16 protein-coding genes are annotated in these 15,299 nt (G+C 54.8%); 11 read left to right on the top strand and 5 right to left on the bottom strand.

The window, feature by feature from the left end; genetic code table 11:
- Window positions 1-182: 182 nt before the first annotated feature.
- Window positions 183-1,364: a hypothetical protein gene (locus D888_RS0101865; RefSeq protein ID WP_020674823.1), complete on the top strand. Its 1,182-nt coding sequence runs from the start codon at window positions 183-185 to the stop codon at window positions 1,362-1,364.
- A 180-nt stretch (window positions 1,365-1,544) separates the two neighbouring features.
- Here the strand turns inward: D888_RS0101865 and D888_RS0101860 are convergent, their stop codons facing one another.
- Both D888_RS0101860 and D888_RS0101855 read right to left on the bottom strand, forming a co-directional pair.
- Complete coding sequence (locus tag D888_RS0101860; protein ID WP_020674822.1) at window positions 1,545-2,786, bottom strand: M48 family metallopeptidase; 1,242 nt, start codon at window positions 2,784-2,786, stop codon at window positions 1,545-1,547.
- Between the two features lie 68 nt (window positions 2,787-2,854).
- Entirely contained in the window at window positions 2,855-3,784 is a 930-nt protein-coding gene (locus D888_RS0101855) for an AraC family transcriptional regulator (protein WP_020674821.1), read from the bottom strand.
- 179 nt (window positions 3,785-3,963) lie between these two features.
- On the opposite strand from D888_RS0101855, the gene D888_RS0101850 reads away from it, so the two are divergent.
- The 5 genes from D888_RS0101850 (at window position 3,964) to D888_RS0101830 (ending at window position 7,300) form a co-directional block, all read left to right on the top strand.
- Complete coding sequence (locus tag D888_RS0101850; protein WP_020674820.1) at window positions 3,964-4,164, top strand: hypothetical protein; 201 nt, start codon at window positions 3,964-3,966, stop codon at window positions 4,162-4,164.
- A gap of 80 nt (window positions 4,165-4,244) precedes the next feature.
- Entirely contained in the window at window positions 4,245-4,622 is a 378-nt protein-coding gene (locus D888_RS0101845; RefSeq protein WP_020674819.1) for a PaaI family thioesterase, read from the top strand.
- 305 nt (window positions 4,623-4,927) lie between these two features.
- Window positions 4,928-5,533, top strand: a complete 606-nt coding sequence (locus D888_RS0101840) for an SRPBCC family protein (protein WP_020674818.1) — start codon at window positions 4,928-4,930, stop codon at window positions 5,531-5,533.
- 188 nt (window positions 5,534-5,721) lie between these two features.
- Entirely contained in the window at window positions 5,722-6,051 is a 330-nt protein-coding gene (locus D888_RS0101835; protein ID WP_033423325.1) for a helix-turn-helix transcriptional regulator, read from the top strand.
- Window positions 6,041-7,300: a HipA domain-containing protein gene (locus D888_RS0101830; protein ID WP_020674816.1), complete on the top strand. Its 1,260-nt coding sequence runs from the start codon at window positions 6,041-6,043 to the stop codon at window positions 7,298-7,300. The genes D888_RS0101835 and D888_RS0101830 overlap by 11 nt, the downstream gene beginning before the upstream one ends.
- 43 nt (window positions 7,301-7,343) lie before the next feature.
- On the opposite strand, the gene D888_RS0101825 is transcribed toward D888_RS0101830, so the two are convergent.
- Window positions 7,344-7,838, bottom strand: a complete 495-nt coding sequence (locus tag D888_RS0101825) for a Fic family protein (RefSeq protein ID WP_026362170.1) — start codon at window positions 7,836-7,838, stop codon at window positions 7,344-7,346.
- Between the two features lie 141 nt (window positions 7,839-7,979).
- Here D888_RS0101825 and D888_RS0101820 point away from each other — a divergent pair, with 141 nt between their 5' ends.
- Together D888_RS0101820 and D888_RS0101815 are read left to right on the top strand one after the other, a co-directional pair.
- Window positions 7,980-8,249 carry a hypothetical protein gene (locus D888_RS0101820; RefSeq protein ID WP_020674815.1) on the top strand — a complete coding sequence of 90 codons (270 nt, stop codon included), beginning with the start codon at window positions 7,980-7,982 and terminating at the stop codon, window positions 8,247-8,249.
- A 2-nt stretch (window positions 8,250-8,251) separates the two neighbouring features.
- Complete coding sequence (locus tag D888_RS0101815) at window positions 8,252-8,527, top strand: type II toxin-antitoxin system RelE/ParE family toxin (RefSeq protein WP_020674814.1); 276 nt, start codon at window positions 8,252-8,254, stop codon at window positions 8,525-8,527.
- 5 nt (window positions 8,528-8,532) lie between these two features.
- On the opposite strand, the gene D888_RS0101810 is transcribed toward D888_RS0101815, so the two are convergent.
- On the bottom strand, window positions 8,533-9,696 hold the full coding sequence (locus tag D888_RS0101810; protein ID WP_020674813.1) for a multidrug effflux MFS transporter: 1,164 nt from the start codon (window positions 9,694-9,696) through the stop codon (window positions 8,533-8,535).
- A 376-nt stretch (window positions 9,697-10,072) separates the two neighbouring features.
- Here D888_RS0101810 and D888_RS20415 point away from each other — a divergent pair, with 376 nt between their 5' ends.
- The gene (locus D888_RS20415; RefSeq protein ID WP_020674812.1) at window positions 10,073-11,458 is read left to right on the top strand and encodes an InlB B-repeat-containing protein; all 1,386 of its coding nucleotides are present in this window, start codon (window positions 10,073-10,075) and stop codon (window positions 11,456-11,458) included.
- Between the two features lie 369 nt (window positions 11,459-11,827).
- On the opposite strand, the gene D888_RS0101800 is transcribed toward D888_RS20415, so the two are convergent.
- Window positions 11,828-12,445, bottom strand: a complete 618-nt coding sequence (locus tag D888_RS0101800; RefSeq protein ID WP_033423323.1) for an arylesterase — start codon at window positions 12,443-12,445, stop codon at window positions 11,828-11,830.
- Window positions 12,446-13,116: 671 nt separating this feature from the next.
- Here D888_RS0101800 and D888_RS0101795 point away from each other — a divergent pair.
- Entirely contained in the window at window positions 13,117-14,121 is a 1,005-nt protein-coding gene (locus D888_RS0101795; RefSeq protein WP_020674810.1) for an aldo/keto reductase, read from the top strand.
- Window positions 14,122-14,148: 27 nt separating this feature from the next.
- Window positions 14,149-15,207, top strand: coding sequence for an NAD(P)-dependent alcohol dehydrogenase (locus D888_RS0101790; RefSeq protein WP_020674809.1), 1,059 nt, complete (start codon window positions 14,149-14,151; stop codon window positions 15,205-15,207).
- The last annotated feature ends 92 nt before the right edge of the window (window positions 15,208-15,299 follow it).

The raw sequence follows: 15,299 nt of genomic DNA, 5'->3' as shown, positions 1-15,299 counted from the left end.
TCGGAAGGGGGTTCGATGCCAGTTGGATCATTATTCCCCCTTTAGCCTTGTTTTTTATACCTTCTTTGTCCGCCACACAATGACCTGCGACAGAAATGACGCAGAGTTAAAACTCAAATACTTTCAGGGGGAACTTCCACCCGCAACAGATATTCAACCTAGCCGATCCGAAAGGGGACACCATGAAAATGTCGAAATTTTTGAAAAGGTTACGATGGATATTCTTGCTAACTATTTTTTCTCTCTTTGGTTGTGGTGGCGGCGGCGGGGGTGATTTTGTATGGCCATCAACACCGATTTCTTCAGATGCAACGGTCTTTGGCTCTCTGGCTACGAGTGATATTTCAGATGCAGATGGCTATTACTTCGATCTCTATAAACTCACAATTCCCAGCACGACCGACCTGCTTATCCATTTGGATTCATCAGCCTTTGATACTGTGCTGGTTCTCCTGCAGGGAAGCGCACTCAATGAGCCCAATATGAACAACTGGATCAATCATCTCATTAGTGCGGATATCAACATCGACCCGGTGACCAGGGACACGCAGCTTGTTTTACCGGCTCTGGCCGCAGGGACTTACGTGATCGCTGTCAGCTCTTTCGATCCCGCAACAACCGGAGCCTACACCCTCACATCCTCACCGAATCTATCAAGCATTTCGGCGACCACTGTAACGTACCTGCAATACCGAACCTTTGAAGATCCCACCGCAGACCAGCATCGCGCGTTTATCGATTTGCGAAATAACGGGCAGATGATCCAGGCAACGGACATTCAGAGTGTTGAGCTTTTCGACCCGAATACAACGCAGATTTTTCCAGTAACCCCTGCGCAATTCTACTCAGCGACCTATACGATTGCCGCATGGAACGGAGCAACCACCCAATTCGAATCGATAGCGACAAGTGGTGACTCCGGTTATATTTTCGACCTGTCCAATCACCTGAGTATTACTCCCGGAACATGGACATTTACCGTTCAGCCCGCGACAGGTTCACCTTTTAATTACACTGTAAATTTTCCAGGCCAGACCTCACTCATCCCTGTCACGGCGACAAGTATGGCCTCCCAATGGAATCTTGACGGCAGTCTTACCCTGTCCTGGGCAGAGCCTGCTGATACCTTCGATCAATATCGGGTCTACTTCTCCGATGCCAGTGGCAATGCCATCTTTTATGGTCGGGTCTTGCCGGGAGTCTCCCAGGTCACACTGTCCGCCAGCCTGGTTCAGCAGATCGGTCTAACGGGCCAACTCACATCAGCCACAACCGTGAGCTGGCAGATGCAAACCCGAATCTACAGCGGCACAAGTAATTACGCCCGAAGTGTTTCAAACCCGGTGACCATATCCTGGCCATAATCCTTAAGGAGGGGAACTATCGATTAGCTGGTCGGCAGCCATGAGCGAGGAGAAGCAAGGAGATCCGCTGATCGCAAAGCTGCTTTCCACAAAGTGGGAAGCATTAAACAGTGCAGAATGGACAGAACCTGAAAATTTCAGGCAGACGCTCCATGAGATGAAAGAAGGTGCGAAGTTTGCTCATCCCTTATCCCTGCTCCGCAAACTTCGCACCCGCTCCACCACCGGCGGGTGCGAATAGTAGAAACGCGCGTAGCTGGGATGGGGATACAGGTTTGCGAGATTTTCCTTGCTCATCTTGATCAGGGCCGTCGCCAGATCTTCGGAATTGCCGTGCAGCGCGCAGGCAAAGCGATCGGCTGCGTACTCATCGCGGCGAGACAGACTGCTGAAGAGCGGCGTCAGGGGAAAGGTCAGAATCCCGGAGAGGAAGAAAAGGATCACCAGCCGCGCGTAGAAACTGGCAGAAGAGATTCCAACCAGCAGGGGGAGTGCCGGCCAATCGATGAGGGCATGCGCCAGCCAGCAGTAAAAGAGCGCGATCCCGGCCATCAGGAGCATCCGTTTCAGAATATGCTTCTTCTTCATGTGTCCCAGCTCGTGAGCCAGCACCGCCAGGATCTCCGGCGGCGACAGTTGCGCCAACAGGGTGTCGAAGAGCACCACGCGCTTCTGCTTGCCGATGCCGGTGAAGTAGGCGTTGGAATGGCCGCTGCGCTTTGACGCATCGACTTGCAGCACCTTGCTCACCGACAGGCCCGCCTTGCCCATCATCTCACGGATATTCTCTTCAAGCCCCTCAACCTTAAGCGGCTCGAACTTGAAAAAGAGCGGTTCAATCACGTATGGGGAGATAACCATCATCAACAGGCTGAAGCCGACCACCAACCCCCAGACCCACAACCACCAGCTGGCCGGAGCCGCTTGAATCAGCCAGAACGCGGCCGAGCCGAGCAAAATAAAGAACAGCGTGGATAGCAGCAACGATTTCAACAGATCGACACACCAGAGTTTAAAACTCATCCGGTTGAAGCCGAAGCGGCTTTCGACCTTGAAATGGTTATAGAGGTCGAAGGGGAGATCGAGCAGCATCTTCGCCAGACTCAAAACCACGAAGAAGATAAGTCCGGCCGAGATGAAACTCAGCGTATAAGCGGCCAGCCAGCCGTCGTACCAGACCAGCAGGCCACCATAGACGAAGAGCAGCGTCAGCCCACTGTCAAAGAGGGTCTGCACCAGCGTGACCCGCCCTTTGACCAGGGTATACGCCGAGGATTTGGCCAGAACTTCGGGATCGATCGCCCCTTCGAACTCCGCCGGGACCCGCTGACCATGCTGGTGGAGATGGCGGTTATTGAGCAAGTGCAGCCAGCAGCTGCAGGCGAGAACGGCCAGGTAGAGAAAAATAATGAGTGTTATCATGGAGAGGGATTATACAGAAATCTGCGCCGCCGCCAAGGGGCCATTGCTCCCCTCACCGCAATAAGCCTCTATTCCCCGGTGGTGCTGACCGCCAGCTGGCGCAAACTTGTGACATCCCGTACGGGTGGCGCACCGAACAGGCGGCCGTATTCACGGCTGAACTGGGACGGGCTTTCGTAGCCCACCTGAAACGCTGCGGTAGCCGCGTCCAGGTGGTCCGCCAGCATCAGGCGTCGGGCTTCCTGCAGGCGCAGCTGCTTCTGGTACTGCAGAGGACTTAAGGCGGTCATGGCACGGAAGTGATGATGGAAGGTTGAGGTGCTCATACGCGCCTGTGCCGCAAGATCATCGATACGCAGAGACTGGGTAAAGTTCCCCTTCAGCCAGTCGAGAGCCTTGGCGATCTGATGGCTCTGACTCCCCGTCGCCGCAATCTGGCGCAGACGCGTGCCCTGATCGCCCGTCAGCAGCCGGTAGATAATTTCGCGCTGGATAATAGGCGCGAGGATTGGAATGTCCTCTTCTTCGCCAAGCAGGTCGATCAAACGCAGAAAGGCATTCACCAGCGGCAGCGTCACTTTACCGGTCGCCATACCGCGGCTCGACTGCTGGGTGCGCGGCGGCGGGAGGTGGCTGTCGGCCATGAGCTGGGCAATCTCACGCAGATCAAAAGTCAGCCTGAGCCCCAGGTAAGGTTTCCCCGGACTCGCGTCGACAATCTGCACCACCGTCGGCAGATGCAGGGAGGTGATCAGGTAATGTTGTGAGTCGTACACGTAGGTATCATCGCCAAGCAGGACACGCTTGGCCCCCTGGGCGACCAGACAGATGCTCGGCAGGTACATGCCGGTCATGGGCTCAGTCGGCTCATCACGACGGAACAGCGACAAGCCCGGAACGGCCGAGGTGTGCAACTCCCCCTGCTCGGTCCTTCGGGCAATTCTCTTACCCAGCTCCTTTATCGCAAATTCGGTACGGGCATTTTGATTTTCTTCCATAAGGTCCTATTTTCGCGTCGATTTTTACAATTCAATACTAACCATCCCGGCTTTGGGTTACAACCCCAATCCAGTAAATCAGAAGATCAGGCAAGAATCTGGCAGGATCGGACTACCCGCCCTCAGCCTTTCCTGCGTAGTCTAACAGGGTCATTAAGGAGGGATCAGGGAGATAAGGTATGAATGCCAACAACCTGAGCAAGAGTGTTATTTTTCCCAGCGGCGAAAAATTCACCAGGGACAAATTCAACGGTACGCCCTGGCCGATGGGCTGGGTGATTGCAATTTGCGGGATCGGCAGCCTCATTTCCATGCGCTTGCTCATTCCGGAGTTTAAACATGTTGGTGGAAGGTGCATACCGGCATCGCATCTGCCATGATTTTGACCGGCACGACAGGCTCGTGCCAGCCTCATGGGCATTAACCAGACAATTACCCTACGAAAGACGGAGAAATACGGATGAAAATTGAAGGGAAAATCGCATTCGAGGTCGTGGAGCAAACCCCCGAGCAGGTCATTTCAGAAATGCCGATTCTGGCCGGGGTACTAAATCCCTATGGCGTGGTCAATGCCGGTGCAATCCTGTGGTTTGCGGATATCACCGCCACTCTATTGGTCATGGGACCATCCTCCCGTCCCACCGAAGGCATGGCGGGATTCCCGCTTGCCATTACCCTGAACGCGAACTTTGTCAGCAACCAGAAGGAGGGAACATTCAAAGCCGTCGCGACCTACGTCAAGAAGGGAAAAAAGGTCAATGTCGTGCGAACCATCATCTACGGCAAAAAAGACCGCTTGATTGCCGATGTGACCACCAACCATGTGCCGGCCAAATAGAGTAGACCTGGCGCGAAATAATACCAACGCCGGTTCTGCAGAGGGCTGAAGGAATCTGATGTTAACCTGCGGGGTGAAACGACTATTACGGGATGCTCAATTCTGAATAATAACTGCTGGGAAGGGCAAGAATATGGCCCATCAAAAAGCTTTGTCCGATAGTCTCCTGGTAGGTAAAGAGATAACAGTGGCCCCCATGCACTTCAGGATCTAAAGACCGGTGATCGTATAGACGATTTGCGGGGATCTGGAGTAGGGTGAAGACGTCTGCGCTGCCTTACGCATGCCCTGCTGAAAGGTTTGTGATGAAATCGTCTCTGCTCCTCTTCCTGCTCTTTTTCGCCCTGCTCACCCCGGCAGCTTTTGCCGCAACGGTCACCCCGGATGAACTCCAGACCCTGCAAGGGGGGACGATCCTGGTCAAGGAGGTTCCGGAGGAGGTTAAGGGTTACCAAACCTTCCTCGCCCATGCCGTCATCGCCGCCCCGCTCGCCAAAATCTACAAAGTTTTGATCGATTTTTCGGCCTATCCAGACTTTATGCCGAACGTTGAGAAGGTGGTTGTCCGCGGCGCGGATCAACAGGTGGCACGTCTCGATTATTATCTGGGACTGCCGATGGGGGTAAAGAAACGCTACCGGCTGAAGATGACTTACCAGATCGCGGCGGATAAAGCCGAAATCGGCTGGCAACTGATTCCCTGGCCGGAACTGTCAGCAGCGGAGACCATCCGCGACACGAGCGGTTATTGGCGGCTGACCCCTCTGCCTGGGGATAAGACCTTGGTCGAGTATCGGGTCCGCACCGATCCCGGCGACATTCCTTTCGGCACCGGCTGGATTGTCGATCTGCAGACCAAGGGGAGTTTGCCTGACATCCTTGAGAGTACCCGCAAGCGAGCAATAAAATAGATCTATCTCTTTTTATCCCGGTACAACCTCTACCAAATGACCAACATCCTGGTCATTTGGACCTCTTGTGCCTATTATTTTAGCCAATCACCAATTATTTCTTGAAAATTAGCTAAATGACCAATATAGTGGCCATTAAGTATATTAATGACTATTATTTTGGTCGTTTCATGTTTGGATTGGCGATAATGAAACAACGGACATATTCAAAATACGCAAAAGAAGCCGCCTTATTGCTCGGTCAGCAGATCAAGCTCGGGCGCAAAGAGCGCCACTGGTCTGAGCAGAGCCTTGCAGAAAGAGCCGGTATCTCCAGAGCGACACTCCAGAAGATCGAGGCCGGTGAAATGTCTCCGTCCATCGGGCTGGTCCTTGAAGTCGCCGCACTGGTTGGCGTCCCCCTGTTTGAGCAGAACAGCCGGGCACTTGCAACCAGCATCGAACTGACACAAAGCAAAATTGCTCTTCTCCCTAAACGGATCAGCAACAAAACCAGGGCGGTGGATGATGACTTCTAACCCGCAAAATAAAGCAGCTTTTGTCTGGATATGGCTCCCCGGAGAAATGCAACCGGTGGTCGCCGGTAAGCTTGAAGCGAATAACGGCACAATCCATTTTAACTATGGCAAAAGTTATCTTGATCGGATTAACGACCTAAATCCCGCCATTCCGATTTATGCTCCGGAATTACCTCTGCAAGCCGGGATTTTACCCTTACTCAACGGCCTGGAGATACCAAACTGTATTCGGGATGCCGCGCCCGATGCCTGGGGACGACGCGTTATCATCAACAAGCAATTCGGGCTGAAAGGTCGGAATGCGGATACCGGCAGTCTGGACGAGCTCACCTATCTGCTGGAATCGGGGTCCGATCGGATTGGTGCGCTTGATTTTCAACGCTCCCCCACAGAATTTGTCCCCAGAGTTCCAAATAATGCCAGCCTGGAAGAATTGCAGGAATCGGCCGCACGGGTTGAACAAGGGGTGCCGTTAAGCGCCGAGCTGGATCAGGCGCTCTTCCATGGCAGCTCGATTGGTGGTGCCCGCCCCAAAGCCCAGGTAGAAGATCGGGGCACCAAGTACATTGCTAAATTTTCGTCCAGCAGCGATCTCTACAGTGTCGTCAAAGCCGAATACCTTGCCATGCGCCTGGCTTCCCTTGCCGGATTGAATACCGCTCCCGTCAAGCTGTTCAAGGCGGCTGGAAAGGATATTTTGCTGATTGAGCGCTTCGACCGGATAGCGCTCGAAGCCGGATGGGCTCGGAAATCGATGGTTTCCGCCCTGACCCTGTTTGGCCTCAGCGAGATGATGGCACGTTATGCCAGCTACGAAGACCTTGCCGAAATCATTCGGCATCGCTTTACCCAACCGGGAGAAACCCTTAAAGAGCTTTATGGTCGGCTGGTTTTTAATATCCTGTGTGGCAATACCGATGATCACGCCCGCAATCACGCCGCTTTTTGGGATGGGAAAGAGCTGACCTTAACACCGGCCTATGATATTTGCCCGCAAGGTCGTACCGGCAATGAAGCAACCCAGGCCATGCTCATAACCGGCGCAAACCGGTTCAGTCAGATTAAAACCTGCCTTGCGGCCGCGCACCACTTCTTGCTTTCCCGTCAGGCTGCGGTCGATGCGATTGAGCGAATTGAGTCAGCCATTCGCGACAATTGGGAGAGGGTCTGCGAAGAAGCTGAGCTTAGCCCGGTTGATAAAAACTATCTGTGGGGACGGCAGTTTCTTAATCCGTTTTCGATTGAGTGATGATCTGGAGATTGGGGAATAGGGAAGTGTCCCCATTTCCCTTTTAGGTAGGGCATATCAAGACCAAGTTGTCGGGGCTTGGGACGAGACCGGCGCGGCGAGATAAAGCAATCAAGCAACAACGTCCCCCATTGACACCAGATACCAGCTTAACGGTATTGCGATTGGCGGCCAGAAGCGTGACCGCATCGGCAATGGTGACCCGGCCCCGCTCCCTGGTCATGGCCAGTATCTTTTCGGCCAGCGGTGCCAGCTTCTTCAGTAACTGCTCACGTTCGATCTTGCCGAGCAGGACGTCTTTCTGCTTTTTCAGGCTGGTCAGAAAGAAGCGCATCCAGTCATCCAGGTTTTCCCCTTCGCTCCAGATCTGGTTCTGTGATGCTCGTAACGCCCGGTAATAACCATCCTTGTTTTGCTCCACAATCCGCTCCAGTGAACTGTACGGAACATGGCGATAGCCGCTTTGCATAAGCAGCAGTGTGGTGAGGATAGGGAAAGTCGGCCGATTAAATCCATAATTGGAATTACCCGTAAACATACCCGAAAATATCCTTATTCCTTCTGATGAGGTCTTATCATATTCAAAAGGAGGTCAGTCTCTGCAAGAATTTTCTTGTTGCCAAACATGACCCGTGGCACACTATCAGGTACTGAAAAAGGTATCGAAAGGAGTACGCATATGAATACCATCCCAGCTCAGGAAATTAAGCGGCGCGGCATTGCCGCGGTTGACGGGTTGATCTCGCAGGGTGACGTGCATGTTATCCGTAACAATCGACCCGAGTACGTAGTGCTAACCGAGGCGCGTTACCAGGAACTGGTGGCCGAGGCCGAGGAGGCGTACATGGCGCGGGTCAAGGCATCGCTTGAAGATGTGAAGGCGGGTCGGGTACGCCAATTTGCTTCTGCCGATGAACTGCTGCAGACGCTTGATCACGACGGCGACTGAGCGTGTTCAGTATTACCACCTCGGAAATCTTTCTCCGCCAGGCACGCAAGTTTTTCAGGAAACACCCTGATCTTAAACCGCGCTTTGCGGCAACGGTCAGCGCCCTGCAACAGGACCCCTTTCAGCCGGGCCTCGGCCTTCATCCGCTCACCGGCAAGCTTTCCGGATGCCATGCCGTCAGACTGACCTATTCCTACCGCATAACCCTGACCCTGCTGCTGACCGAAAATGAGATTATCCTGCTCGACATCGGCAGCCATGATGAAGTGTACCGGTAGCCGCATCAACCAGTTGATGGCCTGTGGGCTAAAAATGACCACAAACTGAGAGCAGTTACACCAACAGCGGTCGACAGAATTCCGATAATCTGGATTTTATCGGTCCAATCGTTCGAGATGACCCACATGGAGACGGCGCCCATCCCAAAGTACAAGAAGACCAGCAGTGAAGACGCTGCTCCGGCGTTACGGCTCACCTGCTCCAGCACCAGATTGTTGCTGGGCGGGCGACTCAAACCCAGAGAAAAAGTAACCAGGGTCATCGGGACGGTTAAAGACCAGGGGGCGGGAAAAAGTTTGAGGAGCATAAGGATCCCGCCAAGGAGAATGCCGATAAAGCCCAGCGTCATCACCCTCCCTGACGTGAGGCGGTGGAGCAGACGCGTGCAAAGAAAGGAGCCCGCCATAAAACCCAGGGCGTTGATCGCAAAAAGATAGCCGAAGATCTGTTCAGACAAACCGAATCGGGTGATGTAGATGTCTGCCGACCCGGCAATGAAGGCGAAAAGAGGCATCACGGTCAAGCTGACCATCAGGGCATAAGCCAGATAGCGTCGATTCTGAAACAGGGATAGATATATTTTCACTGTCTCCAAGGCACCGGACGGTGACTTTTCGTGAAGTGTCTCCTGCATCCTGAAGACCCCAATCAGGGCAATCGTCGCGACGCTGGCCTGAAAAACGAAAATCCAATGCCAGGAGAACCAGACGAGCAACCAGCCGCCAATAATCGGGGCAATTGCCGGCGCAAGGGCCATGATAACGCCCATCCAGGCGAGAATCCGCACCCGCTCTTCACTGACATAGATATCCTTGGTCATGGCCAAACTGAGCGTTGCGGCCGCCGCCGCACCCGCCGCTTGCAGCACACGGGAGAGAATCAGGCTGGTAACATTCCCTGACAGTGCACAGAGCAGGGACGCGAAGATGAACAGCGTGATACCGACGAGCAGCGGCGGTTTGCGTCCGAAACGATCAGACAAAGGCCCGTAGATCAGCAGAAACACGCAGTAGCTGATAAAGAATCCGATAAGGGTCAAATTGACCACCGACAGCGGCTGATGCCAGTCTTTTTGCAGCAGGGGGATCGCCGGCAAATACATATCGGTCGATAACGGAGGAAAAGCGGAGAGCAGAACAAGCAGCAAAAATGTACGAGATTTTTTCATAGGCCAATCTTTTACCGGGAATCACCTGAGAAAGGAAACAAATAATCACTCAGCTTTCATTCATCAATCTCTGACTGGCGCTGAAACATAAATAGGAGAAATCCCAGGGAAATCCCAGGGGACGTTGTTGCTTGATTGCTTTATCTCCCCACCGAATACCAGGGTCCCTTTCATTAATACCGAACCTGAGCTGTTTGCCGCGACAAGCAATCACCCTCAGGGAACCTATTGGGTTGACTTTAAATTAAATTTACGTATCTTGAACCCTGACTATTCTCGTCCCATTACAGCCACTACGCACAACTAAACCTTTGGAACCAGCTACTCTTTTGCCCTTACCACTTAGCATCAATCTGAAAAATATATGGAGGTCCCCTTGCGACAAACCATCAACGCAGCACTGATTTTAATCGTTTTCGGAATGCTCACCGGTTGTGGCGGTGGCGGTGGCGGTTCGACCATGCCATCTTATACGGTCAGCACCAGCGCCGGGACGAGCGGCAGCATCAGTCCGACCAGCGCCACGGTCACGGCGAACCAGACCACCAGCTTCACGGTGACGCCGGATACCGGCTACAACATCGATACCGTCAGCGGTTGCGGTGGCTCCCTCTCCGGTTCAACCTACACCACTGGCGCCATCACCGCCGACTGTACCGTCACCGCCAGTTTCATCGCTGCCCCCGTGGCTGCCCCGGTGATCTTCACCGACGGCCAGGCGGCTTCGGTGGTCATCGGCCAGCCCGACTTTACCAGTAACTCAATAGGGCGTACGCAGAGTCTCATCGGCGGAGTTTATGGCAACCCGGATATGGTTAACGGTGCTCTCTACCTAGGGGATTTCGGAAATTCCCGCGTGCTCGGCTTCAACGCCATCCCCTCCAGCGACGGCGCCAATGCCGACTTTGTGCTGGGCGCACCCGACTTCACCTCGGTCGGCTCCCTGTCAAGCGCCCAGACGGTCGCCGACTACAACGGGGCCCTCTACGTCACTGTGTACGGTGACAATAGGATCGCCGTCTACAATACTGTCCCCACCGCGGCTACCAGCGCCCCGAGCGCCGTTACACCGCAGACGCCAGACTTTTACCTCACCGCCAACACGGTCGGCAGCATGAGTAGCCCGGAGAGCCTGGCGGTCGGTGGCGGCAAACTGGTGGTGACGGATTCCAGCAACAACCGCGTCCTGATCTGGAACACCATCCCCACCAGCGACACGGCCCCCGACCTGGTCCTCGGCCAGTCCGACTTCAGCGGCGCCGGCATAAACGCCGGTGGTTCCCCTTCCGCCAGCACACTGAACTACCCCGCAGGCGCCTGGACCGACGGGACACGGCTGGTGGTGCTGGATGAATACAATAACCGCGTCCTGATCTGGAACGCCTTCCCCACCAGCAACGCACAGCCGGCCGACCTGGTCCTCGGCCAGCAGGATTTCACCAGCGTGGCCGCCAATCAGGGTCAAGTAGCCGTCCCAACCGCCAGCACGACGAATGACCCCGTGGACGGCGTCACCGTCAACGGTAACCAGTTGTTCGTGACGGACTCCGGCAATAATCGTGTACTGATCTGGAACAGTTGGCCGACTGTGAACGGTCAGGCCGCCGACGGGGTACTGGGCCAGACCGATTTTGTCTCCCGTGCCGGCGGAACAACCCAAGCGATCATGAATTATCCTACCGGGCTCCATCTGGGCGGCACCCAGCTCATCGTCGGTGACGACGCAAATAGCCGCTATCTGGTCTTCGACGGCCACTTTTAGAGACATCAAAGGCATTTAAGACATAAAAAAGGGACAGGCTACGTATCAAAAAAGTAGCCTGTCCCTTTTTTCCCACTCTCAAGACAAATGTTCTGCGGATGGCTGGCCTGAACCAGTGAGAGCTCGCTAGCAGTCCGTCAGTTGATATTTGTAGCCTGCACCGTAGACCAACTGGGGGACCTTCCTGACAAAAGGATTAACGCTTAAACAGCCGCAGCGCTGCAACTACCTGCCGGCCTGTCGTTCTGTCAAGAACGTCCCCGAAGACTCCATGGACAGTTATGAAGTTACAATTCCCCTATTCCTGGGTTTGAACCACAGAGAACAGGAAATTCCAGAATCTCTTTCTATGCTTTTCGGAGCGGCCGGTTAGTGCCGTTCGGCGTCACGAATCAGCTTCGCGAGCGCCTCGGCGAGTTGCCGGTATCCGGCTGCGTTAGGATGGACGGCATCGCTCTTCAAACTTCTGTCTTTAAGAATGTCGCTTAGGGTGTCCTCAAGATAAGGGAGGCGGTACTCTTCGGCGAGTTCTGCATAAAAGGGAGCTGGCGAAAGGAACAGGCCGAGCTGCGGGACCCCGGCGAGTACTACGTCGGCGCCCTGCTGCCGGCATATTTCGATCATCGCCCGCAGGTTCTGCTTCGCCTGCATAACGTCAAGTCGCTGCAAAAAATCGTTGCCGCCGTGAATCAGGATAACCAGCTGTGGCTGCACCTTCTCCAGCACCCCGGGCAACCGTTGGCGCCCGGCGCTCGAGACTTCTCCCGGAACCCCGGCATTGACCACTCGGACCCCGAGCAACTCTGCCAGCAGCGCCGGATAGCTCTGACCGGCACTTGCCCCGTTGCCATGCGTCAGACTGTCGCCAAAGGCAAGAATCGTCGCGCCGGGCGCCAGCGGACGGATCGTCGGCTTCGCGTCGCAGCTGGCAAACAGCAACAGGAGAGGCAGCAGGGCGAAAAGAGTTGTCAGACGGAATTTCAGCATGGGAGAAAGCATAGCGCACTTGTTACCGGAGGTGTACTCGTAAACGCCCTCAAAAAGGGAAAGGGATACCTCCTTGGATAGGCGCCATTGCCTACCAGCTATGTTGTTTGCTCTGCACAGTACACTTCATATCCTGTGCCAAGAGTGCGGGGGATCATTTGTTTGTAATTGCGGGAGGTTGCCTGTCTTGACGCAGCGCGAGGGGATAACCTGGTGCCGGAAACTTGTGCTGCGGGGAGTTGAGGTGTCTAGCAAATAGTCAAAATTTTGCGACCTGGAATTACGGGCCATTTTCCCCATTTGGAATTCAAAAACAACACAACGTCCACCTTTGACAGTCTCATCGTCAGGGTGGAACCTCTCGTCTTCCTGCAAATACTGCCGAGCTGAAGGCTAGGCGGGATATTCGGCCTATCAGGCAATATTAGTGCCTGAATTTTTAGCGCAACTTCCCTGCTGCAACTCCTGGCTCTGTCGTTCGACTATTAATTTCATGATGGTTTTATTTGCCCGCTTCACGTCCAATTCCACTCTGTGTCGCGAACCGGTCATCCAATCCTTCGCACGATCAGGCAATAATCAAACAGGATCGGTCTATCGGCCTGCGCTCTTTCGGGAGTAGGTTATACTCATCAACAAGAACACTTGGAACAGTTTAAAGGAGAGAAACGATGCAAAAACGTAAATTAGGCAATAGCGGCCTCGAGGTCTCGGCACTCGGTTTGGGCTGCATGGGGATGAGCTTTGGCTATGGTTCTCCCAGAGATAAACAGGAGATGATCGCGCTGATCAGGACTGCGGTAGAGCGCGGCCTGACCTTTTTCGACACCGCCGAGGTCTATGGTCCTTTCATCAACGAGGAGCTGGTCGGCGAAGCGCTGGCGCCGCTGCGCAACAAGGTGGTGATCGCCACCAAGTTCGGCTTCAACACCAACATCGACCCGCGCAACCCCAAGCCGGGGGAATCGGCGTTGAACAGTCGTCCTGAGCATATCAAGGTGGTGGCCGAAGCTTCGCTCAAACGGCTTAAGACCGATCACATCGACCTTTTCTATCAGCACCGCGTCGACCCGGAGGTGCCGATCGAGGAGGTGGCGGGGGCCGTAAAAGAGCTGATCCAGGCCGGCAAGGTCAAACACTTCGGGCTCTCCGAGGCCGGCGTACGGACCATCCGCCGCGCCCACGCCGTGCAACCGGTTACGGCACTGCAGAGCGAATATTCACTCTGGTGGCGCAAGCCGGAAGATGAAATCATCCCGACTCTTGAAGAGCTCGGTATCGGACTGGTCCCCTACAGCCCGCTCGGCAAGGGGTTCCTCACCGGTAAAATCGAAGCGAACGCGACCTTCAGCAGCGACGATTTCAGGAGCAAACTCCCTCGCTTTGCGCCGGAGGCGCTGAAGGCAAATCAGGAGCTGATCGAACTGCTCTTAAAAATTTCAGCCGCGAAAAAGGCCAGCCCGGCCCAGATCGCCTTATCCTGGCTGCTGGCCCAGAAACCCTGGATTGTACCGATTCCGGGAACAACCAAACAGAGCCGACTGGACGAGAACATCGGTGCGGTGACTATCAATCTTACGGCTGATGATCTGCGCGAGATCAACAACTCCGCAGAGAAGGTTAAGATTGAAGGGGCACGATACCCGGAAGCCGTCGAAAAAATGACCGGATTGTAACCAACGAAACATCATAAGGAGCAGAGCATGAAAACGACAAAAGCTTATTCCGCCGCCAGCGCCACCGCTGCGCTGGCCTCAGCAACAATCCAGCGCCGCGAACCGACCGAGCGCGATGTGCAGATCGAAATTCTCTTCTGCGGCGTCTGTCACTCCGACCTGCACACGGTGCGCAACGAGTGGAGCAGCATCATGGCGACAACCTACCCCTGCGTGCCGGGACACGAGATCGTCGGTCGGGTGACCCAGGTCGGCAACAAAGTCTCCAGATACAAAACGGGGGATCTGGTCGGCGTCGGCTGCCTGGTCGATTCCGACCATAGCTGCCCCAGTTGCCAGGCCAACGTCGAGCAGTTCTGCCCGGGGGCGGTCTTCACCTACAATTCCCCGGATAAGCACGGCACCGCGCCGGTCACCTACGGCGGCTACTCCGAGAGCATCGTCGTCGACGAAGGGATGGTGCTCCGTGTTCCCCTCAACCTCGACCTGGCAGGAGTCGCGCCGCTACTCTGCGCCGGCATCACCACCTGGTCGCCGATGCGCCGCTGGGGCGACATCAAGGGGAAAAAAGTCGGTGTGGTCGGGCTCGGCGGGCTGGGTCACATGGGGGTCAAGTTCGCCCACGCCTTCGGCGCCAAGGTCGTGGTCTTCACCACCTCACCAGGCAAGAAGGAAGATGCGCTGCGCCTCGGCGCTGATGAGGTCATAATCTCAACCAACGCCGAAGAGATGAAACAACACGCCGGCAGTTTCAGTTTCATCCTCGACACCATCGCCGCCGAACATGACATCAATGCCTACATCGGCATGCTCGGGCTCGACGGCAACATCACCCTGGTCGGTGCACCAGAGACACCGCTGCCGGTCTCGGCCTTCGCCCTGCTCTCCGGGCGTAAAAGCCTCTCCGGCTCGCTCATCGGCGGGATCAAGGAGACCCAGGAAATGCTCGACTTCTGCGGTGCGCACAACATCACTTCAGATGTCGAAGTGATCCCGATCCAGAAGATCAACGAAGCCTACGAACGCCTGCTCAAGTCAGAGGTAAAGTACCGCTTCTCCATCGATATGGCTTCGTTAAAAGACTGATCGCATATGGTTGAATGATTACAAAATTTAAAGGGCCATCCCAGAGTTTGGGATGGCCCTTTAAATGTCGGATCAACAACACAAAAGAAACT

Origin of the sequence: Geopsychrobacter electrodiphilus DSM 16401 (genome assembly GCF_000384395.1) — a bacterium.
GTDB lineage: Bacteria > Desulfobacterota > Desulfuromonadia > Desulfuromonadales > Geopsychrobacteraceae > Geopsychrobacter > Geopsychrobacter electrodiphilus.
This window is presented reverse-complemented; position numbering and strand designations above follow the sequence as displayed.